The following is a 26,874-nucleotide window of genomic DNA, read 5'->3' on the forward strand; positions in this document are numbered from 1 at the left end:
CGCTTGCGGGTCGCTACTTCTTGGCGGACCCGGCGGCCTTGCCGAAGCGGGCCTCGAAGCGGGCCACACGGCCGCCGGTGTCGAGGATCTTCTGCTTGCCCGTGTAGAACGGGTGGCACTCGGAGCACACGTCGGCGCGGATCTGGCCGCTCTTCTCGGTGCTGTGAGTGGTGAACGAGGCGCCACAGGTGCAGGTGACCTGGGTCTCGAAGTACTTGGGGTGGATGCCTTGCTTCAAGGGATGCTCCTAGGTTCGGGAGGGCGCCGGGTCGTACCGCGGGTTTGCGTGCACGTGAACCGGAGCCAGCGGTCCAGTCTGCCAGGACTGGCCGTATCTCCCAAAACGAGGGGTGGGCCCGGATAATTCCCGGCCCGAAAGCGCAGGTCGGAGCGGGTGCGGGGCGCGGGCCCCGGGGCGGGTCCGGGGCGGGTCCGGGGTGGGTCCGGGGCGGGTCCGGGGTGGGTCCGGGGCGGGTCCGGGGTGGGTCCGGGGCGGGTCCGACCAGGTCAGGGCGTGGTGCTCGGGCTGAGGCCCGGGCTCGGCGAGGTGCCCGGGTCCGCGGTGGCGCCGGCCCCGACCACCTTCTTGGCGTTGACCTCGTCGGCGGCCGAGCCCTTGGTGGCGGCGGCCGGGATCGGCCGGTCGGCCCGCAGCGCGGCCCACACCATCGCGGCCTGCGCGGGCATCGGCTCCACCCGGTTGGGATCGCTGACCGCGTACTGGACCGGCAGTGTCACCATGTGGACATTCGTCGAGTCCAGGCCGCGCACGCTCTCCGCGAAGCCCATCAGGGAGCCGACCGAGGCGAGGTCGGAGTCGGTGGTGATGGCGCTGGTGGCGGTGTCGGCGACGTCGATCAGCTTGGTGGGGCTGGTCAGCAGGCCGAGCCCGCTCACCCGGTTCATCAGCGCCTTCATGAACGCCTGCTGGAGCTGGATCCGGCCCAGGTCGCTGCCGTCGGCCACGCCGTGCCGGGTGCGGACCAGGCCGAGCGCCTGCTCGCCGTTGAGGGTGTGGGTGCCCGCGGCCAGGTCCAGGTGGCTCTTGGTGTCGTGTATGGCCTGGGTGGTGGTGAGCGGGACGCCGCCCAGCGCGTTGATGAGGTTCTTGAAGCCGGTGAAGTCCACCTCGATGTAGTGGTCCATCCGCAGGCCCGTCATGGCCTCGACGGTCTTGACCGCGCAGGCCGGGCCGCCGACCTCGTAGGCGCTGTTGAACATGACGCTCCGCACGGCCGGTGCGGTGCCCCCGCCGGGCTTGGCGCACACGGGCCGGGGGACGAGGGTGTCGCGCGGGATGCTGACCACGCTGGCGGCCTTGTGGCCCTTGTTCAGGTGCACGATCATCGCGGTGTCCGAGCGGGCGCCGCCGCCCGCGTGGCCGTACTCGCTGTTGGCGCCGGACCGGGAGTCCGAGCCGAGCACGAGGATGTCCATCGCGCCGTTGTCCAGGGCCGCGGGGCGGTCGGTGCCGAGCGCGGAGTCGATGTCGACGCTCTTGATGTTGCCGTTGAGCCGGAAGTAGAGATAGCCCGCGCCCGCGCCGCCGAGCAGCACCAGGCCCGCGGTGCCCCAGGCGACCACGCGCAGCACCCGGCGGCGCCGGGTGCGCTGGTGCCGCCTGCTGCCCTTGCCGTCGCTGACGGCAGTGGCCCCGGTCGGCAGCTGGTCCTCGGACATGGCTCCCTCCGTTTCCTGGGCGTCGTGGGCGTGCACGGTCTTCGTGGGCTTCGCCGGCGTCACGGTCCCCGTGGGCTTCGCGGGCATTCGTCCCGAAGTGTCAGACGCTCCATCCTCCGCCGAGGTTCCCCTTCCCGGCATCCGGGGAGACCGGGAGAAGACGTGCGAGCGCCCGCGTACCCCCAGGTCAGGGGGTACGCGGGCGCTCTTTTGATCACCCTGCGTGAAACTCAGCCGAACAGGTTGTACGCGTTCCAGCCGGTCCCGATCTTGACCTTGGCCGCGTAGGGGCCGGACGCGGAGCCCGTGCCCTTGTACAGCCACAGCGTGCCCGAGGCGTCCCGGGCGATCAGGTCGGCCTTGCCGTCGCCGGTGATGTCACCGACGGCCGCGAAGGCGTTGTACGCGTTCCAGCCGGTCCCGATCTTCGTACGGGCCGCCCAGGGCCCGGACGCGAGGCCCGTGCCCTTGTAGAGCCACAGGGCGCCCGCGCTGTCCCGCGCGATGATGTCGGGACGGCCGTCGCCGGTCAGATCGCCCTTGCCGTAGATCTGGCCGTTGAAGATGTCCCAGCCGCCGCCGATCTTGGCGCGGGCGCCGAGGGCGCCCTTGCCGTTGCCGGGGTAGAGCCACGAGTTCCCGCTGGTGTCGGTGGCGACCACGTCCGGCAGACCGTCGCCGTTGACGTCACCCGGCGTGATGATCGACTTCATGACGTTCCAGCCCGGACCGATCAGCACATTGTTACCGCTGTATCCGTCCAGCCAGAACAGCCGGCCGTCCGTGGTGCGGACGACCAGGTCCTGGTAGTCGTTCCGGTCCAGGTCGCTCTGACGGACCAGGTTCAGTCCGCTGAAGTCGCCCATCGACGCCTTCGGGGCGAAGGCGCCGCCGGTCGACACGTACTCGTACGCCGATCCGGCCGGTGTCACGGCGACCAGGTCGGCCTTGTCGTCCAGGCTGAGATTCGCGTCGTCGATCCGGGGGTTGACGGCGCCGACGTAGGCGCTGACCCGGCTGAAGACGCTGTACGTGCCCTGCGCGACACAGTCCTTGGTGCCCCACGAGACGACGCCGACCAGCTTCCCGGCGACCACGAGCGGACCGCCCGAGTCACCGTTGCAGGTCGCGGTGGTCCCGGCGTCCGCGCCGGAAGCGGGCGCTCCCGCGCAGACCATGTGGCCCGCGACGAATCTCGACCCGTACACCGTTGTGCACGCGGTGTTCGCGGCGACCGGCAGGGTCGCCTTCCGCAGCGTCTGCGAGGGGTCCGGGCTGCCGGAGCTGGTGCGCCCCCAGCCGTAGACGGTTCCCTGGGTGCCGGTGACGTACGAGGCGCTGTCGGTCGCCGTGGTGATCGGCAGCGGCTTGGCCGTCGTGGGGACGTCGAGCGTCAGTACGGCCACGTCGTTGTCGTACTCGGGGTTGTCGTACGTCGGGTTGCTCCACTGCCGCCACACGCCGGTGGCGGTACCGCCGTGCAGATCCGTGGTGGTGCCGTCGGCGCTGTCGGTGGGGAGCTGGTCGGTGCCGCCGATGACGACACCGTGCAGATTCCAGTTGAGGCCCGCGACGCAGTGGGCGGCGGTCAGGATCTTCGACGGGGACACCACGGTGCCGCCGCAGAAGAAGCTGTCGTCGTCCTTCGTCGAGTCGGTGCCCTTGTCGTCGAAGTACCAGAGCTGGACCATCCACGGCGCGCTGGAGATCGTCGTGGTGGTGCCGCCGATGATCTTCGGGTCGACCGTGTGCGGGCCGGCGGAGAGCTTGGTGCGGGACGGGCCGTCGTCCGCCGCCACCGCGCCCGCGACGCGGGCGCGCAGTTCCGCCTGGGACGGCGCACTGGGGTGCCCGGCCGGGTGGAGAACGGGCGGCTGCGGGTCGCCGGCCTGGGCCGGCGTCGCCAGGAACAGACTCACGGCGCCCGCGGCGACCGTGGCTGCGAGGACCGCTGTACGGCTGCGCCGCCAGCGCCCCCGGCCCTCATGGGCAGAGAACACTCAGAACTCCTGTCGTAGAAATGCGCGACGGCCGCCAACGGGCGGTGGCCGCACGGGAGATGTGCACAGGAGCGAGTAGCTGACCGGACGTCGGCGAAAAGGGGCGCGGGCAGGCTGAAGCACAGCCCTGCGGCCGGGTCGGACGTCCGAAGATGGTTCCCCCCACCTGCGACTGGCAGATCATATGACTGCCAGCTTGGCCCGGACCACCCTCGCCGGTAGCCGGGAACACATGTTTGAGCAAAGAAACAGCTCGGCCCGCCGGGAAACCGGCGGGCCGAGCTGTTTCTCGTCTGTCCTGACCGGAAGGTCAGTCGTTGTTGCCCGGCGTCGTCTTCGCGATCTGCATCAGGAACTCCGCGTTGGACTTCGTCTGCTTCATCTTGTCCAGCAGCAGCTCGATCGCCTGCTGGGAGTCGAGCGCGTGCAGAACGCGGCGGAGCTTCCAGACGATCGCCAACTCGTCCCGGTCCAGCAGGATCTCTTCCTTACGGGTACCGGACGGGTCGACGTCCACCGCGGGGAAGATCCGCTTGTCCGCGAGCTTGCGGTCGAGCTTGAGCTCCATGTTGCCGGTGCCCTTGAACTCCTCGAAGATCACCTCGTCCATCCGCGAGCCGGTCTCGACCAGCGCGGTGGCCAGGATGGTCAGCGAGCCGCCGTCCTCGATGTTGCGCGCCGCGCCGAAGAACCGCTTCGGCGGGTAGAGCGCGGTCGAGTCGACACCACCGGACAGGATGCGGCCGGAAGCGGGCGCCGCCAGGTTGTACGCGCGGCCCAGACGGGTGATGGAGTCGAGCAGCACGACCACGTCGTGTCCCAGCTCCACGAGCCGCTTGGCCCGCTCGATGGCCAGCTCGGCGACCGTGGTGTGGTCCTCGGCGGGGCGGTCGAAGGTCGAGGAGATGACCTCGCCCTTCACCGACCGCTGCATGTCGGTGACCTCTTCGGGACGCTCGTCGACCAGGACGACCATCAGGTGGCACTCGGGGTTGTTCGTGGTGATCGCGTTGGCGATGGCCTGCATGATCATGGTCTTACCGGTCTTCGGCGGGGCCACGATCAGACCGCGCTGGCCCTTGCCGATCGGCGACACGAGGTCGATGATCCGGGTGGTCAGCACGCCCGGGTCGGTCTCCAGACGGAGCCGGTCCTGCGGGTACAGCGGCGTGAGCTTGTTGAACTCCGGACGGCCGCGGCCGGAGTCGGCGCCCATCCCGTTCGCGGAGTCCAGCCGGACCAGCGCGTTGAACTTCTCGCGGCGCTCACCGTCCTTGGGCTGCCGTACGGCGCCGGTGACGTGGTCGCCCTTGCGCAGGCCGTTCTTGCGGACCTGGGCGAGCGAGACGTACACGTCGTTGGGACCCGGCAGGTAGCCGGAGGTCCGGATGAAGGCGTAGTTGTCGAGGATGTCCAGGATGCCCGCGACGGGGATCAGCACGTCGTCGTCGGAGACCTGGACCTCGCCGCCGCCGAACTCGTCGCGGCGGTTGCCCCGCCCGCGGCGGTCGCGGTAGCGCCCGCGCCGACGGCCGCGACCGTCGCCGAACTCGTCGTCGTCCTGCGCGTTGCCGCCGCCGCCCTGGCCGCCCTGCTGCTGGTTCTGGCCGCCCTGGCCGCCGCCCTGCTGCTGGTTCTGGCCGCCCTGGCCGCCGCCCTGCTGCTGGTTGCCCCGGTCGCCGCGGTCGCGGTTCTGCCGGTTGCCGCCGTCGCGGTTGCCGCCCTCGGCGCCGTCCTCGCCGCGCCCGCGGCGGTCGCGCTGCCGCTCACGGCGGTCGCCGCGCTGGCCGCGCTGCCGGTCCTGGCGCTCGTCACCGGACCCGGCGGCGCCGCCGCCGTTCTGCTGCTGCTTGCCGTCGCCCTTGGCGTCCTTGGCCTCGGTACGGCTGTCGGTCTTGCCCTCCGCGGTGTCGGCGGCGGCCTCGGCGGCGCGCTCGGCCTTCGCGGCCGACTTGGCCTGCTCACCGGCGGGCTGGCCGGGAATCTCGATCTGCTGGGGCTCCGCGGGCGCGGTGGCGGCGGCCTTGGCGGGGGCGGCCTTGGCCGCACCGTCCGCCTCGGCGGGCGCCTCGGCCAGCCGGGCCCGCGACGTCGCGCGGCGCTTGGGCTTCTCGGCCGCGGGGGCCTCTGCCGCGGGCGCGGCGGCCTGGGCCGTCGCGGCGCCGCCGCCCGCCTGCCTCTCCTTGATGGTCTCGATCAACTGGCTCTTGCGCATCCGCGCGGTGCCCTTGATCCCGAGACCGGAGGCGAGCTGCTGCAACTCGGCCAGGACCATGCCGTCAAGACCGGTCCCGGACCGGCGTCGCCGTGAGGCACTGGCCGTGGCAGCACCGGTAGCAGGCGCGTCGGCATCGGACGCGGCGACAGAGTTCTCTGCGCGCACGCCCATCAGATCGGTGGTGTCGCTCACGAAGGGTCCTTCCCTGGAGCGGACGTCGGCCTGTCTGGCTCGGCGACCGGTCGTGCTGTCCGGATCTGGGCGTTTCCGCTGCTCAGAGCCGGGGCGGTGGTCCGCCTGACGGCGGCAGAAATACATTCGGGGCTCGGCACGACAAGGGTTCTGGTGCCGACTCCGGAGCGTGCTCGACACTGCGCAGGACTGCTGCCTATGCGGTGTGGGAGGCTCCCGGAAGATAAGCGGTCCCACGGAAGGGACACAGTGCATCGCGCCCATTGGGCGTCGAATGCAGGCTTGAGGTTAACACTACCGGATCCAACAAACATTCCCCCTCTCTACGACCGGCAATCGTGTCACTGCCCCCCTGCGAGCGGCAGGACACTGGCTCCGGCCGTGTCGAGCGCCAGACGGTTGGCCGCCCAGCCCTCGCCGGCGAGCCGGGTGACCTTGTCGGCGGCGCCCTCCTCGGTGAGCGCCAGCACCGTGGGTCCCGCACCGGAGATCACGGCCGGTACGCCGTCGGCGCGCAGCCGGTTCACCAGCGCCAGGCTCTCGGGCATGGCGGGCCCGCGGTAGTCCTGGTGCAGGCGGTCCTCGGTGGCGGGCAGCAGCAGCTCGGGGCGCCGGGTGAGCGCCTCCACCAGCAGCGCGGCCCGGCCCGCGTTGGCCGCGGCGTCCACATGCGGGACGGTACGCGGCAGCAGCCCGCGGGCGGTCTCGGTGAGCAGGGGGGTGGCGGGTACGAACACCACGGGGACCAGCGAGCGCGCCGGGTCCAGCCGGATCGCGCGGGCCGCGCCGCCCTCGGTCCACGCCAGGGTGAAGCCGCCCATCAGGCAGGCGGCGACGTTGTCGGGGTGGCCCTCGATCTCGGTGGCCAGCTCCAGCAGCGCGATGTCGTCGAGTACGGCGGGGCCGCCTATCGTCACCGCGCGGGCGGCGATGATGCCCGCGCAGATGGCGGCGGAGGACGAACCGAGGCCGCGGCCGTGCGGAATGCGGTTGGCGCACACCACCTCAAGGCCGCGCGGCTGACCGCCCAGCAGGTCGAAGGCGGTCCGCAACGACCGTACGACCAGGTGCTTCTCGTCCCTGGCCAGGGTGTCGGCGCCCTCGCCCGCGATGTCCACGTGCAGGCCGGAGTCGGCGACGCGGACCACGACGTCGTCGTACAGGCCGAGCGCCAGGCCGAAGGCGTCGAAACCGGGGCCCAGATTGGCGCTGGTCGCGGGGACGCGCACTCGTACTGCGGCGGCGCGGAACGCGGGACCGGCCATCGTTCGACGAATCTCCTCGTGCGGTTCGCCCTGCGGGCGCGGCGTCATCGCCGGGCGGCGGGGCGGGGGAGGCACTGCCCATTGGCAACTGCCGGAGTCGGGCACACTGCGGTGCCGCTGAGGTAAGCCTATCGAAGGAAGGTTCTCCTGCGACATAGGGCGCACGAAGAGCGCGTGATGCGTGTCGCCCCTCCCCTGTGCGCCCCGTGCCTGCGGCACGCTTCCCCATGACGGCGAGCCGATCTTTTCAGGGGCGCGAGGAACTGCGCGACAAGCCCCCACCGGGCTGTCAGCCCGGAAACAGCCGCAACTGCCCCGCTGGGGCCGGTTGTTAGGCCGCGCCACCGTCGGTGGCTGAGCGCGCAGTTCCCCGCACCCCTGGCGGGGCGCGTCCCGCCCCGGGGACGGCCCGGCTCAGATCAGCCCGAGCCGCTGCGCAGCAGCATCGGCATCGACCGGCACGATCACCGGCTGCGGAGCACCCTCCACGGCCCACCCGGGGTCCTTGAGCCCGTTCCCGGTGACCGTGCAGACGATCCGCTGACCGGGATCCACCTTGCCCTCTTCGCGGGCCTTGAGCAGCCCGGCGACCGAGGCGGCGGAGGCGGGCTCGACGAAGACGCCCTCCTTCGCGGCCAGCAGTCGGTAGGCGGACAGGATCTGACGGTCGGTCACGGCCTCGATGAGGCCGCCGGACTCGTCGCGGGCCTGCTCGGCCTGCTGCCAGGACGCGGGGTTGCCGATCCGGATCGCGGTGGCGATCGTCTGCGGCTGACGTACCGGCGCGCCGTTGACGATCGGCGCGGCGCCGTGTGCCTGGAAGCCCCACATCCGCGGGCGCGAGGCGGACACACCGTCCGCCGCGTATTCGCTGTACCCCTTCCAGTACGCGGTGATGTTGCCCGCGTTGCCGACCGGGAGGAGGTGGATGTCGGGGGCGACACCGAGCGCGTCCACGATCTCGAAGGCGGCGGTCTTCTGCCCCTCGATACGGGCCGGGTTGACCGAATTGACCAGCGCCACCGGGTACTTCTCACTCAGCCCGCGCGCCAGGTCGAGGCAGTCGTCGAAGTTGCCGTCGACCTGGAGGATGCGGCTGCCGTGCACCAGCGCCTGGCCCATCTTGCCGAGCGCGATCTTGCCCTGCGGCACCAGCACCGCGCAGACCATGCCCGCGCGCACCGCGTAGGCGGCGGCCGACGCCGAGGTGTTGCCGGTCGAGGCGCAGATGACGGCCTGCGCGCCCTCTTCCTTGGCCTTGGAGATGGCCATGGTCATGCCCCGGTCCTTGAAGGAGCCGGTGGGGTTGGCGCCCTCGACCTTCAGGAAGACGTCACAGCCGGTCAGCTCGGACAGGAGCTGGGCGGGGACCAGCGGGGTGCCACCCTCCAGCAGCGTGACCACCGGGGCGCCCGGGGCGACCGGCAGCCGGTCCCGGTACTCCTCGATGATGCCGCGCCACTGGTGGGTGCCCGACATTCGGGGCCGGTCGACGGTTCCGTTGTTCATGGTGCTGTTCATAGCGGGCCCTACTCCCCTTCCACGCGCATGATGCTGGCGACGCCGCGTACGGTGTCGAGTTTCCGCAGGCTGGCGACCGTCGCCGAGAGGGCGGAGTCGAGCGCGCGGTGAGTGACGACGACGAGAGAGGCCTCGCCGTCCTTACCCTGCTGCCGCACCGTGTCGATGGACACGTCGTGCTCGGCGAAGACCGTCGCGACCTGAGCCAGGACGCCCGGTTTGTCCGCCACGTCGAGGCTGATGTGGTAGCGGGTGACCACATCGCCCATCGGGCTCACCGGCAGTTGCGTGTACGCGGACTCGCCGGCGCCGGTGGTCTCGGCCAGCTTGTTGCGGCAGGCGGCCACCAGGTCGCCGAGGACGGCGGAGGCGGTGGGTGCACCGCCCGCACCAGGACCGTAGAACATCAGCCGCCCGGCCGCCTCCGCCTCGACGAAGACCGCGTTGTACGCCTCGCGCACGGAGGCCAGCGGGTGGCTGAGCGGGATCATCGCGGGGTGGACGCGCGCGGTCACCGAGCGCCCGTCGGGGCGGCGCTCGCAGATGGCGAGCATCTTCACCGTGCAGCCCATCTTCCGCGCGGACGCGATGTCGGCGGCGGTGACCTCGGTGAGGCCCTCGCGGTGCACGTCGTCGATGGTCACGCGGGTGTGGAAGGCGATTCCGGCGAGGATCGCGGCCTTCGCGGCGGCGTCGAAGCCCTCGACGTCGGCGGTCGGGTCGGCCTCGGCGTATCCGAGCGCGGTCGCCTCGTCCAGCGCCTCGCTGTACCCGGCGCCGGTGGAGTCCATCTTGTCGAGGATGAAGTTCGTCGTGCCGTTGACGATGCCCAGCACCCTGTTGACCTTGTCGCCGGCGAGCGACTCGCGCAACGGCCTGATCAGCGGGATCGCCCCGGCGACGGCGGCCTCGTAGTACAGGTCGACACCGTGCTCGGCGGCCTTGGCGTGCAGCTTCGCGCCGTCGGCGGCGAGCAGCGCCTTGTTCGCGGAGACCACGGACGCGCCGTGCTCGAAGGCGGTGGTGATCAGCGTGCGGACCGGCTCGATGCCGCCGATGACCTCGACGACCACGTCGATGTCGCCCCGTTTGACCAGGGCGGTCGCGTCCGTGGTGAGGAGTTCGGCGGGGACGCCCTCGCGGACCCGGTTGGGGCGGCGTACCGCGATCCCGGCCAGTTCGATGGGGGCACCGATCCGCGCGGCGAGGTCGGCGCCCTGCGTCGTGAGGATGCGCGTGACCTCTGAGCCGACCACTCCACAGCCCAGCAGCGCCACCTTCAGCGGACGCGTACGCATCATCCGACCTCGTCTCTCGTACAGCTCCGTGCGGACCCGGGGTCCGTACAGCTCGTGGATGGGAACCAGTCTCACTCACCGGACGGGAGATGCCACGCCCTGTCCGGTGAGTGAGACCGGCCGTTCACCCGGCGATATTTCACGTCACCGAGCGCGTTCGGCCCGTGAGATTACGCGTCAGCGGGCCCTCGTACTGCCGAATCGCCTCAACGTACTTGCGGGGACGGTGAATTCTTCACCATCGCGGGCGCTTCGCGCTGCCGTCGTCCCGGCGGCGTCTGGCGGCATTTCGGCGGCTCTTCTGCGGCTTTTCCGCGGCCTTTTCGGCACCTTCGGGGTCAGCCGACGTCCAGCCGCAGCAGGTCGTCCTCCGTCTCGCGGCGGACGATCACCCGCGCCCGGCCGTCGGTGACCGCGACCACCGGGGGCCGCAGCGCGTGGTTGTAGTTGCTGGCCATGGCCCGGCAGTACGCGCCGGTGGCCGGTACGGCGAGCAGGTCGCCGGGCGCGAGGTCGGCGGGGAGGAAGGCGTCCTTGACGACGATGTCGCCGCTCTCGCAGTGCTTGCCGACGACCCGGCTGAGCATCGGCTCGGCGTCACTCGTACGGGACACCAGCGAGACGCTGTACTCGGCGTCGTAGAGCGCGGTGCGGATGTTGTCGGACATGCCGCCGTCGACGCTGACGTACGTGCGCAGGCCGTCCAGCGGCTTGATCGTGCCGACCTCGTACAGCGTGAAGGCGGTCGGTCCGACGATCGCGCGGCCCGGCTCGACCGAGAGCCGGGGCACCGCGAGCCGGGCCGCCTCGCACTCGCGGGTGACGATCTCGCCGAGCGCCTTGGCGATCTCCTGCGGCTCGCGCGGGTCGTCGTCGGTGGTGTACGCGATGCCGAGGCCGCCGCCGAGGTCGATCTCGGGCAGCTCGACGCCGTGCTCGTCGCGTACCTCCGCCAGCAGCGACACGACGCGGCGGGCGGCCACCTCGAAGCCGGCCATGTCGAAGATCTGCGAGCCGATGTGGCTGTGGATGCCGACCAGTTCGAGGCTCTCCAGCTTCAGCACCCGGCGGACCGCCTCCGCGGCCTGCCCGCCCGCCAGCGCGAGACCGAACTTCTGGTCCTCGTGCGCGGTCGCGATGAACTCGTGGGTGTGCGCCTCGACGCCGACCGTCACCCGGATCTGCACGCGCTGCCGCTTGCCCTGCCGGTCCGCCTCCGCGGCGACCCTGGCGATCTCCTGGAACGAGTCCAGCACGATCCGGCCGACGCCGGTCTCCACCGCGCGCTCGATCTCCGCGGTGGACTTGTTGTTGCCGTGCAGCGCGATCCGCTCGGCGGGCATCCCCGCCTCCAGCGCCACCGCCAGCTCCGTACCGGAGCAGACGTCCAGATTCAGCCCCTCCTCGTGCAGCCACTTCACGACCGCGCGGGACAGGAACGCCTTGCCCGCGTAGAAGACGTCCGCGTCGTGCCCGAAGGCCGCCCGCCACGCGCGGCAGCGGGCCCTGAAGTCCGCCTCGTCGAGGATGTACGCGGGCGTGCCGTATTCCTCGGCGAGCGCGCGCACGTCCAGGCCGCCGACTTCGGCGGCGCCGTCGGCGTTACGGGTGACGGTGCGGGACCAGACGCGGGTGTCGAGGGTGTTGAGGTCAGCGGGCGGGGCGGCGTAGTGGCCCTCGGGCAGCACATCGGCGTGGCGGGGCCCGGCGGGGTGTGCGGAACGGCTCACGGTGTCGTCTTTCTTCGCAGATCGGGGGTTGTTTTATGGGGTGCTGGGTTGTGGACCGGCCTCGTCGTCGGCCCGCTGTCGCTCGCCGGGCTTCCGGCCCTCAGACGCGGTCGGGAGCGCTGATGCCGAGGAGGTGGAGGCCGTTGGCGAGCACGATGCCGGTGGCGTCGGCGAGCCGGATCCGGGCGGCGTGGACGGCCGAGGGTTTCTCGTCGCCCTTCGGCAGCGCGGGGCACTCGTCGTGGAAGCGGAGGAAGGCGTCGGACAGCCGTTCCAGATGGCGGGCGAGCCGGTCGGGCGCGCGGCGCCGTGCGGCGGTCTCGATGACGCGGGGGAAGTCGGCGATCAGGCCGAGCAGTTCGGTCTCCGCGGGGTGGTGGTACGGGTCGTCCACCGTGCTCTCGATCTCCACGCCCAGGTCATGGGCGTTACGGAGCAGCGCGCGGGTGCGGGCGTGGGCGTAGCGGATACGGAAGAGCGGGTTGCTCTCGCGCTGCGCGAGGAACGTGTCGTCCGTACGGGGCGGGTCCTCGGCGGGCGGCCGGAGCAGCGACCAGCGGGCGGCGTCGGGGCCGAGGCGGGCGACGGGGTCGTCCTGGGGTTCGGCCGCCGTCACGCGTTCCTCGGCGGCTCCTGGCGCGGCGCCCGCGGCGCGCAGCAGCCGGTTCACGGCCTCGGCGACGGCCTGGGCCCGTACGGCCCCTTCGTCCGCGGCCACGCCGCCGGCCTCACCGGCCAGGCCGTCCCCGGTCCCGTACTCCGGGCCCTGGGCGCGCACCTGCCGGACGACGTCCGCGTACGCCCACGCGTTGAGGGTGATGTTGAGGAAGCCGGGGCCCGCGATCTCGACCAGCGCGATGCCGGGCTCGGCGCTGAGCCGCCTGCTGAGGATCTCCGCGACCTGTCGCGGCGGGCGCCCCGCGGCGCCCGCGAGCTGCAACGCCACGTTCGTCGCGTAGTCCCCGCATCCCGGCCGTGGGGGCCTCTGCACCACGACTCGCTCCGGCACCTCCACCCCCAGCTCCCCCGCCGCGACGGCACGGCGCACCGTACTCAGCACGGTGCGGGACAGCTCAGCGGGGGTCACGCGGCAAAGCCTAGGCGAGGGGGTGGGCCCGGGGGCGACCGGGTTTTCCCAGGGGGGTCGCGGCCGCGGCTTTGCGGGGAGGGCGGGGGGCGTCTTTCGACGCGGGGGGGGCAGGGCGGGGGCCGCACGGGGCGGTGCGGGGTGCGGCGCTAGCTCTCCGCGGGGGCAGGTGCCAGGCCCGACCGGCCTTGTGGGGTGGGGCGGGGTGGGGCGGGCGCAGCGCTCGCGCCCTGCCGAACGGGCCCCTGCCGAACGGGCTCGGGTACGGTCCCCCAGCCCTGCCCAGGCGCCGGGCTTACGCGGAACCGGGTGCGGAAGCCGTCTGCCCGCGGGGCTCGGGCGGCACGGGGCCGCGCCGGACCAGCCCACGTACGGTCTCCACGAGGTCGGCGGGCTCGAAGGGCTTCGCGACATAGGCGTCCACCCCGCCCGTCCCCTCCGGCAGGGACCCGGCGCTCACCATGACGATGCCCACGCGCCGCGTCTCCGGATCCGGGTCCGCCCGCAGCCGCGCCGCCGTCCGTACCCCGTCCAGCCGCGGCATGACCACATCCAGCGTCACCACATCCGGCCGCACACTGTGCACGATCTCCAGGCACTCGGCACCATCAGCCGCGGTCACGACCTCGAAGCCCTCCAGCTCCAGGTTGACCCTGATCAGTTGCCGGATCACCTTGTTGTCATCCACAACAAGCACCCGGCCGGACGCACCCGCCACACCTCGAAGAGTAGGCGTGCCCCTCGCGATGCGTCCGCGTTTTGCCCATTTCTTCCCCGCCACGGGTGAACCCCCCTCCCCCCAGCACCCCCCACCTCCCCTCCCCCACCCAAACCCTGTCCAGCCCACCTCCCCCAACCTGCTAATGTTCTTCCCGTCGCCCCCGTAGCTCAGGGGATAGAGCAACGGCCTCCGGAGCCGTGTGCGCAGGTTCGAATCCTGCCGGGGGCACTCCGGAAACAAGGCTCTGACCAGCAGAAATGCCGGTCAGAGCCTTTCTTGTACCTGCCACCACGCACACGGTCTTCTGGCCGATGCTCTTTTCGGGGCCGCTCGGGCCTCCCAGAGCCGGTGCCAACCGCCACTCCCCCATCTTTGCGCTGGTCAGCGGCCTTGCACGTCGAAGTGGACGGGGCGCACGGCCGGCGCTCGGGGCCGCTCGGACGGGCCGGGCGCCCGGCTGCCACTTCCTTGGGGCAACCGCCCATGACCTGCCCCGATGCCGCGAGAGCCCTCGAAAACGCAAGCGGCGTTGGGCCGTTTGCGCATGACTTGAGTTGTTACAGGTGGTAGGGCTGTCCGGCCTGCGTGGGGGTGATCTGGTCGGTCGGGACCTCCTTGAGGGCGGCCATCACCTCGGGGTCGGAGACGAGGGAAATCAGTTGGGCAGCGGTAAGAGGCTGGCCTTTCTCCAGGGACTGCGTTTTGGGATTCACCGCCGTGGCGCCGTTGGACAGACCCCATGCCTGACCGTCTTGGGTGTATATCCGCACGGTCACGGTGTACCCGTCCTGTTGAGCGGCCGCTTCCCATGCCCAGCCCCGGGAGCCGTCCGCCAGCGAGACGGGCTGGCAGTTGCTGTTGATCTGGGAATCGGTGCACGGGTTCTTCGCGCCTGCGAGGTTCTGCAGCCCGACCAGCGTCCCCAGTTCTGTCACCGTTCCATCGGAGCGCACCAAGTTGAAGTCACTTGGCCCGGAGCCGTCTTCGAGTGTCATTCCCGCCGGCAAGCGGCCGACCAGCGCCGCGCGCAAATCGGCGTGTGCCTTGTCGAGGTTGGCGCGGCTGTTGTCGTGGGGCGGGAGCGAGGGGGTTCGGGCCTGACCCGCCAGATCCGTTGTCACGCTCTGATCCTTCGAGCCTGCTTGGGCGTGCGTCAGGCTGTATCCCACGCCGAACCCCGCAACGGCCAGGACCGCGGTGCCCAGCGCGACCTGCCGTACGATCGCGCGCCGCTGCTTCCTGCCTCCCCGGACGATCTCCTCCATGTCCGGTCCGTCGTCGGGCTCGGCGTTCAGGGCCTGCCGCATCGCGTTCTTCACGTCGTTCTCGTTCATCACCTGACGGTTCCTTTCTCCCCCAGCGTTTCCCGCAGCGCGGCCAGGCCTCGCGTCGCGTCCGATCGGACGGTGGCGGGTTTGCGGTTCACGATTCGTGCGACCTCGTCCACCGGCATGTCCTCCCAGTACCGCAGCACCACGACGGCGCGCTGTATCGCGGGCAGTGATTGCAGTGCGGTCAGCAGCGTCTGACGCAGTGCTATGTCGGTGTCGTCGAGGAGCTGGTCGGCAAAGTCTTCGGCGGGGAGTTCCCCTGCTGATCCTTTGCGTTGCCAGTCGATCCAGGTGCGGGTCAGTGTTGTACGTGCGAAAGCGCTGGCTCGGGCGGCCCGGCGTAGCGTCCACCAGCGGACGTACACCTTGATAAACGTTGCCTGCACCAGATCCTCGGCGGTGTGCCAGTCGCCGCACAGCCAGAACGCCGTACGCCGCAGCGCAGCCCATTCCGTGCGGGCGAACTCCTCGAACTCCACGCAGCTCCTCCTCGTCGAACATCTAGTAGACGAGACGTCATGGCCCCCGCGTTGCAGTTGCGGTGCGTCGGACTTACGGCTGTTTCCTCCTCATGGGCGACCGAGCTGCACGCCACGGGCTGCGCATCGATCACGGTCGACGTCGAGGTGCTGTGGCGTCTGCTTCCACCGGACAGGCCTGCGATGAGCATTCGTACCTTTTGCGGAATTAGTCAAAAGCTGTGAGTCAACGCCCAGGAGGCGCAGCCTCGTTCGGGGTGCCCCCGAGGCAAACCGATCACAGGACGTCGGTTCGACGGTTGCCTTCTGTGCCTACGCATCCGCTTAATGGAGGTCTGCGTGCTCCGTCCCGCTCGTTTCTTGCCGTGGCTGCCACCCTTGCGATGGCAGCCCTGACCGGGTGCTCCTCGTCCGGCTCGTCGGACGCCGCGGGCAAAGGCTCGTCCCCCTCCGACGGCGCCCTCGACTTCGTCCAGCGCGCCGACCACCCAAGCCGCCCCCAGCGCGAAGGCGGACGTACGGATCACGAAGGCCGGGGTGGAGGACGACCCGGTGTGGGGGCCGCACGCGTACGTCGTGCACTACACGGTGACGAACCACGGGGCCGGTGCGGCTGACTACTTCGCGCAGTTGGAGTTCCTGGACGCCGACGGTGACCACCTGGGGAACACGGGGATCACGGCTGACAAGCTCGGGGCGGGCAAGTCCAAGACGGGCGACGCCGCGCCGCTGGACGTCAAGATCCAGAACGGGAAGATCGCCGATATCCGGTCGGTTCGTGTGACCGAGGTGGACCGTACGCCGTCGTCGTGACGGTCTCGGATCCGAGGTCGGTAGGTCGTTGGACCGCAGGTGACGGACGGATAGTTGGGGGCAGAGCGGCGTGACGGCGACGACGGATGATCCGTGGCTCGTGGATGCGATGTGGCGGGCGGTCGACTTGCGGGTGGCGTACATCGAGGAGGACCGGGCTCGGGTCGTGAGCAGTCCGGCTGGCCTGGACGACGCCCGCCTGACGAAAGCTTCGCTTATCTGAAATGAACCAGAAACGCAACGAAGATAACCTCGCGGCGGGACTAGGATGCATTCTTAAAAATCGGAGGAATTTACTGCAACGAGGCCGAATGGCTCAAGAATCGGAATGAAAAACTTACAGTACCAGCCCAGATCAGCGAACCCAGAGGACTTCGAAATGAGCCTCTTGTTCACACTTGCCGAGAAAGTCACCCGAGAATACCCCGGGAAGAAAAGCAGGTCTCCACCGCTTTCAGAATTTCGAATCCCTACGGCAACTCCACTCACCGATCCGGAGATCCATGAATTCTCGATTAGGCACAGCACTGCATCCAGATCGGCGGAGTCAGCCCGGATTCAATCGTACAGATCATCCTCGGCATTTACAAAATACGAAATACCCTCACGATCAAACTCTACCCCAGCCTCTCGCAAACCACGGATGACCCCCTTAATATCCAATGGGACTTCAAAGGTAAAATCGATCGACGATTCTCTACTCATACTTTATTAGCCGCTCTCCTTCGGGATCATCTGCCACGGAATGCCCTTCTTTCGAGCCGCGAGATAATGCCTTCAGGCAATGATCCGGAATGTCCGCCTGTGTCATGTCCTAAAATTTACCGGATTTGGCCTCATGTCAAGTTTCCGCCCCGGTCACCTCGTCCGTAAATTTACCTTCTCGTGAATACAATTCTCATGCTCCGGGCCATTTCACTGGGCGGCTGCATCCCTGATTCGTGGGCTTCGTCGTAGGCTTGATTGAGGCCATCCCCGAGGGTTTTGGCGCCGTCGACGGCTTGGACGCCGCCGTAATCAACGGCAGCCGTGTTTTCCACGCCTGCGTCAAACGCTGGAGGTAGTCATAGGTGAAGCACTGCGTGTCGGTTTTCGCGGTGCCGCCGCCGTCCTGTACGTCGCTGATGGACGTGATCTGCCCGGCCGGGTCATAGGTGTAGGCAGTTGCATCCAAATGGGTGGCACCGGACTGCATATCCAGGGCGGTGTTCAGCAGCCGCCCGGTGGAGGCTTCCCAGGTCCAGGCCAGCCGACGCGCACGCCTCACGCAACGCGGCCAAGGTCGTATCGGCTGTGAACTCCGCAGCTCCGCCACCCGTTTGACCCTGGTCAGGCACACCGGCTCACCCTGCCAGCAGCGTCAGCGGTGAGGTCGGGGGCTTTGCGTATGTGCGGCCGGATGCGGCGGACCGCGGCGGCCGTTTGCCAGTGATCGCCGGTCACGACGGGTCGGTGAACGTCTATCCAGGCCAAGGGGAGAAGGCTTTCGACTGGTCGAGACGGAACAGGGGACCGGGGTTCTCGGGGGCCCAGCCACGTGTGAGGGCAGCGCGCACAGCGGAGGCGACATCTGATGGGAGCACCGGGCTGCCCGCCGAATGGACCGCGTTCCGCATGTGCGGTTGATCTGTTCTGACGGTGAGAACTGCGCCGGACCGATCAGCGCGTTCGACCGCGTATGTGCAAGGCGCCCAGCCGAGGAGCTGGTCGTACGTCGGCCTGCGCCGCAGCCGCCACCGGTAGGTCACGCCATCGACCACGATCCGTCGTGATCCCTTTTTCACCAATGTCATACGCACCCCCTCGGCAGCGCGGATGCTATCTGTTCACGCTCAACCGCCGCGATTGGATTCGGCGAAAGCTGACGGGGACCGCACCAGTTGTGCACCTCACCGGAGTGCGTTCACGCGTTGGCGAGGGAGGGGCGGGCGGCGGGTCAGGAGGAGACGGGGTAGAGGAACCAGCGGGACTCGTCGTTGGTGCCGCAGGTGGCGATCATGAGGCGGCGGTCGGAGCCGCCGGGGCTGACGTTGCCGGGGCGGATGCAGAGGTTGCCGCTGATGAAGCTGCGGATGTGGACGGCGCTGTTGCCGACGGGTTCGAGCCACCAGAGCTGGTTGTCGGCGAGGGTGCCGTCGCAGTTGGCCTCGTTGAGGGTGGTGCCGGCGGGCTGGGGGCCGCGGTTGGGCATGTCGAGGCAGAGATCGTCCTTGGCGTTGACGAAGAGGACGAGGTCGGTGCCGCCGGGGCCCTTGCCGACGGGCTGGACGCGCATGTTCCAGATCTGGTTGTCGTTGCTGGTGCCGTCGCACTTGTGGGTGTTGACGGACCCGCCGACCTTGCCCGCGCCGAAGTAGGGGATGTCGGCGCACAGCGCCGTCGCGGCGTTCAGGAGCAGCGCGGTGGAGGGGTAGACGGCGATGGTCGGCGTGGGAGTGGCGGTCGCCTTCTTGGACCGCTTCGGCGAAGGCGTCGGCGAGTGGGTGGTGTGGACCGGCGCCTTGGGCGTGGCGGAGTGCGACGGCTTCGGCCTCGGCTTCTTCGCGGTCGGGCTGACGGAGCCGGTGGGGAGGTGGGCGAGCCGGTCGGCCGCCTTGGTCTGCGCGGCCGTGAGCTCCTTCGCGTCCTGGTCGGCCTGGTGGCCGCGCCAGGCGCCGATCCCCATGGTGGCGCCCGCGGCGAGCGCCAGTACGGCCGTGGCGCCCGCGACCCTGGAGCCCAGCCGGGAACGCTCCCCCGGCTGACGGGCACTGCTCGTGAGCACCTCGACGAACCGTGCCCGCCGCCGCCGCTTCGCCTCGTCCTGATCGGTGTCGCTCAACGCCCGTTCCCCACTCGCCAAGAGTCCAACAAAGAGATGCCCATCGCTCAGACGCACATGAAGGCCCTCAGGTCACACCCGGCCAGTCAAGCACCAGGACCGAGGCCAACGGCCGCCCCCGAAACCGGATGGGCACGGAATGGGCACGACATGAGCAGAAGGACCGGCGGGACGGCGCCGCCCGGCCCGGTGCGGCGTCCACCGGCCGCGTGCCGTGCGCGGCGGTGCCCGTACCGCTTGGTGACCGGAGTCCCCCACTCCCCTTGCGCACCACGAATATCACACGGCGCGTGCACCCCGCTACGGCGGTTCCTCTCGCGGATCCGGTGCCGGTGCGGGCACCGGATCCGCCGAGGTGTCCGGGGCGATCGGCGCTCTCGCCCTCACCGCCTCGTGGCCGGGCGCGGTTCGGAGCCGAAGAAGACCTCGGGCGCCGGTTCCCCGCCGGAGGCGGCCCGGTGCCGCGGGCCACTAGCCGTACCGAAGCCGAGTCGCAGCGGCGCGGACGGGGGCGAGGACGGGACGGTGGCCGCCACGTGCCGGTCGGGTGCCGAGGGCACCGGAGCCGGGGCCTGGTCCGAGGCCAACTCCGGTGCCGACAGCGGCGATACGGGCGGTACGGGCCGCTGCTCCGGTACGCCGCCGACGGGCTCGGTCGCCGCCCACCGCGCGGTGTACGGAGCGGGGTCCGCCTGCTGGAAGAGCAGGACGGGGCGGCCGTCGTCCGGTCCTGCCGTCCAGGGGGTTCCGTCCGGCGTCAGTACGGTGACCCGGAGCCCGAGCACGGGTGCGGCCACCGCGAGCACGAGCCAGTCCGCGTCATCGGAACCGGTCCCCGTACGTACGGCTTCGACGGCCGCTTCCTCGGAGCCGACGAGCGGCACCGTCCGTCCAGGGGCGGTCAGGCCCGTGAGCGGCGGCCACAACCGCCGCTCCCCCGGCGGCCGTTGCGCGTCGGTCACGAGCGCGTCGGCCAGGGTGTCCCGCAACTCCTGCGACCCGGCGGGCCGTCCGTGCCCCACGAGCCGTCCGCTCTCCACGGGCGCGACGGCGGTCAACGCGTGTGTCACCGCGTCCCCTTGGTCGAGGATGTACAGCGGCGCCAGCCCGCGCTCGGCCAGCCGGTCCTCCTGCGAGCGTGCGGGGGACGGGAGTTCGGGGGCGGCGAGCGACGGACGTACGGCCACGGGCATCGCCGGTGCCGCCGGTGCCACGGGCGTCGCCGGTGCCGCCGGTGCCACGGCTTCGACCGGTACCGGACGGGACACGGGCGCCTGCTCCGTGTCAGGAGCCTCGTACGTGACAGGGACCTCGTACGTGACAGGGACCTCGCCCGCCGCCGGAGCCTGATCCGTAGCAGGCTCCTTGCCCTTCCCCGGCGGAACGTCCGCGCCCGCCCGCACGCGCGGCGCCGCGAAAGAGGTGCCGGTACGAGGCGTCACGGGAACGTGGACCGCCTCGTCCCCCGGCAGGGCCGGCACCATGTGCAGGCCGTCGCCGGAGAGCACCGGCACGTACGCGGTCGCGGACGGATCGAGCTCGTCCCATACCTCGGCGACCTGCTCGATGTTCCCGACCTCGCCGATCCAGCCGCTGTCCCCGTACATGATCATGCCGGTCGGCGTGTGGATGAAGTCGTCCCCGAAGCTGACCCAGCCACCCGGAGACAGGACCGTGCCGTCCGGCAGCCTGATCCAGCCGCCCGGATCGACCTCGTACCCCAACGGCCGTGACGACGACGGCGTGTCGGCCGGAGGCAGCGGCAGGTCGAACACCGCGAACTCGCCGGGCCTGTCGGCCGTACGCGGACCCGCCGCAGGAGCGGGAACCCGCACCAGACCCGTATCGGAGCGCGGCTCCATCAGCGTGACCACCCGCCCGATGCCCCACTGCTCCCGGATCGGATCGATCCCCACGTCCGGCGAACCGCCCCGCGCTCCCCACCGGTTGCCCGGCAGATCCCACGAGCCGCTCGGCCGCCCCGCCGAACTTCCCGGCCGACCCGACGACCCGCCCGGTCGGCTCGACGACCCGCCCGGACGGTCCCAAGACCCGCTGGGCTGGCCCGACATACCGCTCGGCTGCCGTGACAGTCCGCTCGGCCGCCCCGAGGACACGCTGGACCGCCGCGACAGCCCGCCCGGCTGACTCAAGGACACGCTCGGCCGCCGCGACGAACTCCCCGGGCGGCCCGACGACCCTCCCGGCCGACCTGACGAACCGCCAATCGGCCGGTTCGAGCCCGGAATTCGAGGGTGCCGGTGCGCGAAGTAGACGTCCCAAGCGTGCCCGGGCGGATACATGTTCCGGACGGGCGACGGCATCGCGAGGTCCTGGTACATGTTGTACAAGCCCTCGTACTGACTGGCCGCGACAGGCGTGCCGGTGAAGTCCATGATGTTGAGGATCGCGCCCGTGTCGATCTGGCTGAGGCCGACGTTCAGGTAGTCCACCCCGTCGTGCGGGAGCGGAACGGCCCTCGGGGTGATCGACGGCGCGTTGCGCGGACCGACCAGGAACGGGAAGGGGAAAGCGGGGTCTCCGGCGAAAATCGGAGTCGCGTTCACCTCCCACGGGTCGAGCAGCACGATGTTGCGAGGCCGCTCGGGATAGCCGACCGCGATGAACACGTGGTCGGTGTACGGCGCGATGGCGTGCAACGGGTGTTCGCCCGGGTGGAGGTTGAGCGGCACGTGCCAGATCCGCATCCCCGGGGGCAGCTGCCTCCGGTTCAGGAGGACGTAGGTCAGGGCCGCGTGCTCACCGCAGTTGCCGGTGTTGACCAGTGACGCCTGGGCCGCGCTCTGCCCCAACGACTCCTGGATATTGCGGGGTTGGACGCGGGGCACCTGACGGGCCAGGTGGTTGCGCACCAGGAGCGCCCCGCCCGTCGCCGCGACCGAGGACGCCTGATTCGACTGGCCTCCGTGCAGGATCTCGCGTACCCCGGCGAAGATCTCATGGCCGAGGTCCATCAGCCACAGCTCGTTCTGCAAAGGCTCCGACGGGAGCATGTCGGGCGGAAGGGGTTCGCCCATCCCCACCCGCCGTCCGCCGCGACTCGCCGCCTCGGCCGCGTCCCGCTGCGCGTAGTAGTTGGTGTGCCACTGCACGGACTGACGGTTGAGCCGCTCGATGGCGAACCACTGCTCGGGCGCCATGCCGGGCGGCGGAGCCGTCGCGGTCGGTACGTAGAAGGGGGCGGGCTGCCAGCTCGGCAGGCGGGGTGAGGGCGGCGCGTCCGCCATCTCCACGTCCTCCGGCTCGAAGGAGCGCGCAGGCGGCCGACTGGGCCCCGCGGCCGGCGGATACGGCTGCCTGCTCGACCCTGCGGTGGGCGGATACGGCTGCCTGCTCGACCCTGCGGTCGGCGGGTACGGCTGCCGACTCGATCCGGCGGTGGGCGGATACGGCTGTCGGCTCGATCCCGACGACGGCGGATACTGCTGCCTGCTCGGCTCGGCGAAGGAGGACTCCCTGCTCGGTCGGCGGGTGAACCCGGAGGAGGGGTAGGACAACACGCCCGTCCGCCGGACCGACCCGGAGGAGGGATAGGACCGGCGGCTCGACCGGCGACCGGAAGACGACACCGGCGGCCGGCTCTCCTCCCTCGGATCGGTGTAGACGGTGGTCCTGGAATACCCTCCCGAACCCGAGTACGACGATGACCCGCCCGGGAGCGACATCGGACGACCGGTGACGATCATCTGCGCGATGGCCTGGCCACGCGGCCGTAGCGGCATACGCTGCCGCCAGTCGGGCAACTGCGCGTGCAGCTCCGGCACATCGGCCACCGTCACCGGCGGATGCGTCGCGTCCAGCCGGTGCAGCTCCGTGTTGATGTCCTGGGCCAGGACCACCTGATCGAATTCACTCAGGTCGGAACCGTGGCCGGACGTCCCCTGCGCGGGAGGCGACGGCACGGCGGACGGCGTCGGCGCCATCGGCCGGACGACGGGCGCCCAGGCCGCCGCGGGCGTCTCGTCCCAGCCGGAAGTCCCCTCCGTCGCGGGCTCCTTGCCCTTGGCGGACGGACCCGGTGAACCGGATGTGCCCGCCGTGGCCGCCGTGGCCGCCGTGCCGGTCGGCACGGGGCCACGGGGCCGCGGCGTCCCGGAGCCGGGGTGCGCGATCGGGGCCACCGCCTGCGTCTCCGAGTCGGTACGCGGCCGCAGCGGGATGTGCACGGCCTGGTCGCCGGGGTGTACCGGCACCATGTGCAGGCCGTCGCCGGAGGGCACCGGCAGGTGCGGGGCCGCCGACGGGTCGAAGTGGTGCCAGGTCTCGGCGATCTGCTCGATGTTGCCGACCTCGCCGATCCAGCCGCTGTCGCCGTGCATGATCGCGCCCGTGGGGGTGTGGATGAAGTCGTCCCCGAAGCTGACCCAGCCGCCGGGCGACAGCACGCTGCCGTCCGGCAGCCTGATCCAGCCGCCCGGATCGACCTCGTACCCCAACGGCCGTGACGACGACGGCGTGTCGGCCGGAGGCAGCGGCAGGTCGAACACCGCGAACTCACCAGGTCGACCGGTCGTACGCGGACCGGCCTCCGGGGCAGGACCGCGCACCAGACCCGTGCCGGAGCGCGGCTCCGCCAGCGTGACCACCCGCCCGATGCCCCACTGCTCCCGGATCGGATCGATCCCCGTGTCCGGCGAACCGCCCACCGTACGGGCCGGGCCGCCCGGCTGGTCCCACGGCATGCTCGGCCGACGCGACGAGCCGCTCGGCCGCCGTGAAGAACCGCTGGGCTGACCCGAAGAGCCGCCAGGCTGGCGCGATGAGCCGCTGGGCCGACGCGAAGAACCGCTGGGCTGACGTGACATGCCGCTCGGCTGCCGCGACGGCCCGGCCGGTCGACCCGAAGAGCTGCTCGGCCGACCCGACGAACCGCTCGGCCGACTCGACGAACCGCTCGGCCGGATCAGGCCGGGCGGCTGACCCGACGGACCACCCGGCCGGATCAGACCCGACGGCTGACCCGACGAACCGCCCGGCCGGATCAAGCCGGGCTGCTGGGGGTGCCGGTGCGCGAAATAGGCGTCCCACGCGGGGCCGGCCGGATACATGTTCCGGACGGGCGCCGGCATGGCGAAGTCCTGATACATGTTGTACACCCCCTGGTACTGGCTGGCGGGGAGAGGCGTACCGGTGAAATCCATGATGTCGTGGACTTCGTGCCCGATCTGACGATGGCCGATGGCCAGGTAGTCGATTCCGTCATTCGGCAGAAGAACGGCCCGCGGGTTGATCGACGGCGCATTGCGCGGACCGACCAGGAACGGGAAGCGGAAAGCGGGATCCCCGGCGAAGATCGGAGTCGCGTTCACCTCCCACGGGTCGAGCATGACGATGTTACGGGGCCGCTCGGGATAACCGACCGCGATGAACACATGGTCGGTGTACGGGGCGACGGGGTTGTCGCCGCGTTCACCCCGGTGCAGATTCAGCGGCACGTACCAGATACGCATGCCGTCGGGCAGCCTGTGCCGGTTCACGAGCGTGTAGGTCAAGGCCGCGTGCTCACCGCAGTTGCCCGTGCCGGTGATGGATGCCGTGGCCGCGCTCTGCCCCAGTTGTTCCATGGTATTTCTGGGCTGCTCCCGGGGAGCGACCTGCCGGGCCAGGGAAAGGCGAATCTGGAGCGCCCCGCCCGTCGCCGCGACCGAGGACGCCTGATTCGACTGGCCCCCGTGGAGAATGCGGCGTACGTCTGCGAAGACCTCATGACCGAAGTTCAACAACTCGATCTCGCGCGGCAGCGGCTCGAACGGCAATGTGTCGTGCGGAGAGACCGGAATTCCCTGATTTCGCAGGTTCTGGCGGATCGCCTCCTCTTGAAGGCCCATTCGCCGGTAGTAGTCGGTGTGCCATCGCTCGGAGATCCGCTGGGCCTCCAGGATGTCGTGCCAATGCCTGTCGGAGATGCCGTGGGGCCGGACCGTCGCGGTCGGCGCGTAGAAGGGGGCGTGCTCCGGGGGCGGCGCGTCCATCATCTCCACGTCCCCGATGTCAGAGACGGGGGTGCGCGGTCGGCTCGAACTCGGCGGCGGGTACGGCTGTCGGCTCGATCCCGACGGCGGCGGGTACGACTGTCGGCTCGATCCCGACGGCGGCGGGGCGTACGACTGCCCGCGCGACCCGGAGCTGCTGGGCTGCCTCCTCGGCGCGGGGGCGGGCGGCGCGATCGGTCGGCGGCCGAGCCCGGAGGAGGGGTAGGACAGCAGGCCAGGCCGCTGGACCGACCCGGGGGAAGGATAGGACCGCCGGCTCGACCGGCGCCCGGAGGACGAGACCGGCGGCCTGCTCTGCTCCCTCGGGTCGGTGAAGACGGACGTCCTGGAATATCCTCCCGAACCCGAATGCGAGGACCCGCCGGGGAGCGACAGCGGCTTGCCCGTCACCATCGTCTGCGCGATCGCCTCACCGCGTGGCCGCAACGGCATGCGCTGCCGCCAGTGGGGCAGTTGGGCGTGCAGCTCGTCCACGTCTCCTGGGCGGACCGGAGGGCGGCGTGGATCGAGCCGGTGCAATTCGCGGTTGATCTCGTGCGCCAGGATCACCTTGTCGAATTCGCTCAGACCGGGACCGTGGCCCGACCCCTCCTGCCCATGCGGCTGTTCGCCCGGCGGCACGTGCTCCGAGGGGGGTGCCTCCTCCGACGCGGGCTCCTTGCCTTTGCCCTTGCCCTCATCGGTCGCAGGCTCCTTGCCCTTGCCCTTGTCCGACGAGGCGGGGGCGGGCTCGGTGGTGGTCTCCGACGTCGACTTGCCGTTCTGAGGCTGCTTGCCCTCCTTGCCGGAGGGCGCGGGCGACTTGGGCTCGGGGGCCACCGTGGTCGGCGGGGCCTCCTTCGTGTGCGGTGCGGCGGCCGGGGGTTCCTTGCCGACCGGCGGTACGGTCTGGCCGCCGTCGGGCCGACTGCCGTTCCCGGAACCGGAGTCCTTACCGGAACCGGGCTCGTGCGGCGGCGGCGCGGTCTCGATCTGCGTGTGGCTGCTGTTGCCCTGGTTCGGACGCAGATTGCCGGGGCCGTCGCCCGAACTCCCGTTGCCGGAGTTCGACCGCCCGCCCGGTACGTCGTCGAGCGTCGCAGGACCGTCGTAACCGGGACCCTTGCGCGTCGGCTGCTTCGGCGCGGGCGGCAGCTTCGGTCCGGCCCCGTGCGAGCCGTCGCCCCGGTTGCCTGAACCGGGCGGCTTCCACAGGCCGTTCGGGTCCGGGATGCCGCCGCCCAGGCGGTGTCCCGGATTCTCCATCGGATCGGAGCTGACAGGCTTGGACGACGTTCCGGATGATGTCCCGGACGATCCGCCCCGACCCGGCTCCTTCCAGCCCGAATCCGGCGCGGGCTTCGCGCCGCCCAGCGTCCGACCGGGATTCGCCATCGGGTCGGAGTGCAACTGCGACCCGCCGGAACCCTGCGGCTTCGACTCGGGCGCGGGGAACGGATTCTCACCCGGACCACCCAACCGACGCCCCGGATTGTCCATCGGATTCGGACTCAACGGCACCGGCGACGACTCAGAAGAACCACCCGAACGCGGCTCCGTGCCCGGCACCGGCTTCCCATTGCCCAGCGTCCGGCCGGGGTTCGCCATCGGGTCGGAGTGCGACTCCGGCCCGCCGGAACCCTGCGGCTTCGACTCGGGCGCGGGGAACGGATTCTCACCCGGACCACCCAACCGACGCCCCGGATTGTCCATCGGATTCGGACT

Annotated in this window: 16 protein-coding genes and 1 tRNA gene; 2 read left to right on the forward strand and 15 right to left on the reverse strand. The window is 70.6% G+C overall.

What is annotated here, in order from left to right:
* Window positions 1–13: 13 nt before the first annotated feature.
* The 10 genes from rpmE to ACFY9V_RS15135 form a co-directional block, all read right to left on the reverse strand.
* The gene (gene rpmE, locus ACFY9V_RS15090; protein WP_391161542.1) at window positions 14–238 is read right to left on the reverse strand and encodes a 50S ribosomal protein L31; all 225 of its coding nucleotides are present in this window, start codon (window positions 236–238) and stop codon (window positions 14–16) included.
* A gap of 269 nt (window positions 239–507) precedes the next feature.
* Window positions 508–1,680 carry an LCP family protein gene (locus ACFY9V_RS15095; RefSeq protein WP_391161544.1) on the reverse strand — a complete coding sequence of 391 codons (1,173 nt, stop codon included), beginning with the start codon at window positions 1,678–1,680 and terminating at the stop codon, window positions 508–510.
* Window positions 1,681–1,910: 230 nt separating this feature from the next.
* Complete coding sequence (locus ACFY9V_RS15100) at window positions 1,911–3,680, reverse strand: trypsin-like serine protease (protein ID WP_391161545.1); 1,770 nt, start codon at window positions 3,678–3,680, stop codon at window positions 1,911–1,913.
* A 310-nt stretch (window positions 3,681–3,990) separates the two neighbouring features.
* Window positions 3,991–6,090, reverse strand: a complete 2,100-nt coding sequence (gene rho / locus ACFY9V_RS15105; protein WP_391161546.1) for a transcription termination factor Rho — start codon at window positions 6,088–6,090, stop codon at window positions 3,991–3,993.
* A 341-nt stretch (window positions 6,091–6,431) separates the two neighbouring features.
* Window positions 6,432–7,355 (reverse strand): homoserine kinase, encoded by a 924-nt coding sequence (gene thrB, locus ACFY9V_RS15110; RefSeq protein ID WP_355344212.1) that lies wholly within the window; start codon window positions 7,353–7,355, stop codon window positions 6,432–6,434.
* A gap of 414 nt (window positions 7,356–7,769) precedes the next feature.
* Complete coding sequence (gene thrC, locus ACFY9V_RS15115) at window positions 7,770–8,864, reverse strand: threonine synthase (RefSeq protein ID WP_391161547.1); 1,095 nt, start codon at window positions 8,862–8,864, stop codon at window positions 7,770–7,772.
* A gap of 20 nt (window positions 8,865–8,884) precedes the next feature.
* A complete protein-coding gene (locus tag ACFY9V_RS15120; protein WP_355344218.1) occupies window positions 8,885–10,177 on the reverse strand; it encodes a homoserine dehydrogenase in 1,293 nt (430 codons plus the stop codon).
* Window positions 10,178–10,512: 335 nt separating this feature from the next.
* Window positions 10,513–11,904, reverse strand: coding sequence for a diaminopimelate decarboxylase (gene lysA, locus ACFY9V_RS15125; protein ID WP_355344221.1), 1,392 nt, complete (start codon window positions 11,902–11,904; stop codon window positions 10,513–10,515).
* Window positions 11,905–12,004: 100 nt separating this feature from the next.
* Window positions 12,005–12,991 (reverse strand): ArgS-related anticodon-binding protein NrtL, encoded by a 987-nt coding sequence (gene nrtL, locus ACFY9V_RS15130; RefSeq protein WP_391161548.1) that lies wholly within the window; start codon window positions 12,989–12,991, stop codon window positions 12,005–12,007.
* A 295-nt stretch (window positions 12,992–13,286) separates the two neighbouring features.
* Complete coding sequence (locus tag ACFY9V_RS15135; RefSeq protein ID WP_391122650.1) at window positions 13,287–13,679, reverse strand: response regulator; 393 nt, start codon at window positions 13,677–13,679, stop codon at window positions 13,287–13,289.
* A 189-nt stretch (window positions 13,680–13,868) separates the two neighbouring features.
* On the opposite strand from ACFY9V_RS15135, the gene ACFY9V_RS15140 reads away from it, so the two are divergent.
* Window positions 13,869–13,940, forward strand: a tRNA-Arg gene (locus ACFY9V_RS15140).
* Window positions 13,941–14,269: 329 nt separating this feature from the next.
* On the opposite strand, the gene ACFY9V_RS15145 is transcribed toward ACFY9V_RS15140, so the two are convergent.
* Together ACFY9V_RS15145 and ACFY9V_RS15150 are read right to left on the reverse strand one after the other, a co-directional pair.
* Window positions 14,270–15,046: a hypothetical protein gene (locus ACFY9V_RS15145; protein ID WP_391161549.1), complete on the reverse strand. Its 777-nt coding sequence runs from the start codon at window positions 15,044–15,046 to the stop codon at window positions 14,270–14,272.
* Entirely contained in the window at window positions 15,046–15,522 is a 477-nt protein-coding gene (locus tag ACFY9V_RS15150) for a SigE family RNA polymerase sigma factor (RefSeq protein ID WP_391161550.1), read from the reverse strand. The genes ACFY9V_RS15145 and ACFY9V_RS15150 overlap by 1 nt, the downstream gene beginning before the upstream one ends.
* A 537-nt stretch (window positions 15,523–16,059) precedes the next feature.
* Here ACFY9V_RS15150 and ACFY9V_RS15155 point away from each other — a divergent pair.
* Window positions 16,060–16,335 carry a hypothetical protein gene (locus tag ACFY9V_RS15155; RefSeq protein ID WP_391161551.1) on the forward strand — a complete coding sequence of 92 codons (276 nt, stop codon included), beginning with the start codon at window positions 16,060–16,062 and terminating at the stop codon, window positions 16,333–16,335.
* 898 nt (window positions 16,336–17,233) lie between these two features.
* On the opposite strand, the gene ACFY9V_RS15160 is transcribed toward ACFY9V_RS15155, so the two are convergent.
* From ACFY9V_RS15160 to ACFY9V_RS15170, 3 genes are all read right to left on the reverse strand, one after another.
* Entirely contained in the window at window positions 17,234–17,602 is a 369-nt protein-coding gene (locus tag ACFY9V_RS15160) for a hypothetical protein (RefSeq protein ID WP_391161552.1), read from the reverse strand.
* A 669-nt stretch (window positions 17,603–18,271) separates the two neighbouring features.
* Complete coding sequence (locus ACFY9V_RS15165; RefSeq protein WP_391161553.1) at window positions 18,272–19,156, reverse strand: RICIN domain-containing protein; 885 nt, start codon at window positions 19,154–19,156, stop codon at window positions 18,272–18,274.
* 383 nt (window positions 19,157–19,539) lie between these two features.
* Window positions 19,540–26,415, reverse strand: a complete 6,876-nt coding sequence (locus ACFY9V_RS15170; protein WP_391161554.1) for a hypothetical protein — start codon at window positions 26,413–26,415, stop codon at window positions 19,540–19,542.
* Between the last annotated feature and the right edge of the window lie 459 nt (window positions 26,416–26,874).

Origin of the sequence: Streptomyces sp. NPDC008317 (assembly GCF_042955955.1) — a bacterium.
Classification (GTDB): Bacteria; Actinomycetota; Actinomycetes; order Streptomycetales; family Streptomycetaceae; genus Actinacidiphila.

Coding starts and splice junctions, on each gene's coding strand:
- ACFY9V_RS15095 (WP_391161544.1), bottom strand. CDS start 1,680: ATGTCCGAGGACCAGCTGCCGACCGGGGCCACTGCCGTCAGCGACGGC.
- thrB (WP_355344212.1), bottom strand. CDS start 7,355: ATGGCCGGTCCCGCGTTCCGCGCCGCCGCAGTACGAGTGCGCGTCCCC.
- thrC (WP_391161547.1), bottom strand. CDS start 8,864: ATGAACAACGGAACCGTCGACCGGCCCCGAATGTCGGGCACCCACCAG.
- ACFY9V_RS15120 (WP_355344218.1), bottom strand. CDS start 10,177: ATGATGCGTACGCGTCCGCTGAAGGTGGCGCTGCTGGGCTGTGGAGTG.
- ACFY9V_RS15145 (WP_391161549.1), bottom strand. CDS start 15,046: ATGAACGAGAACGACGTGAAGAACGCGATGCGGCAGGCCCTGAACGCC.
- ACFY9V_RS15170 (WP_391161554.1), bottom strand. CDS start 26,415: ATGGAGAATCCGGGACACCGCCTGGGCGGCGGCATCCCGGACCCGAAC.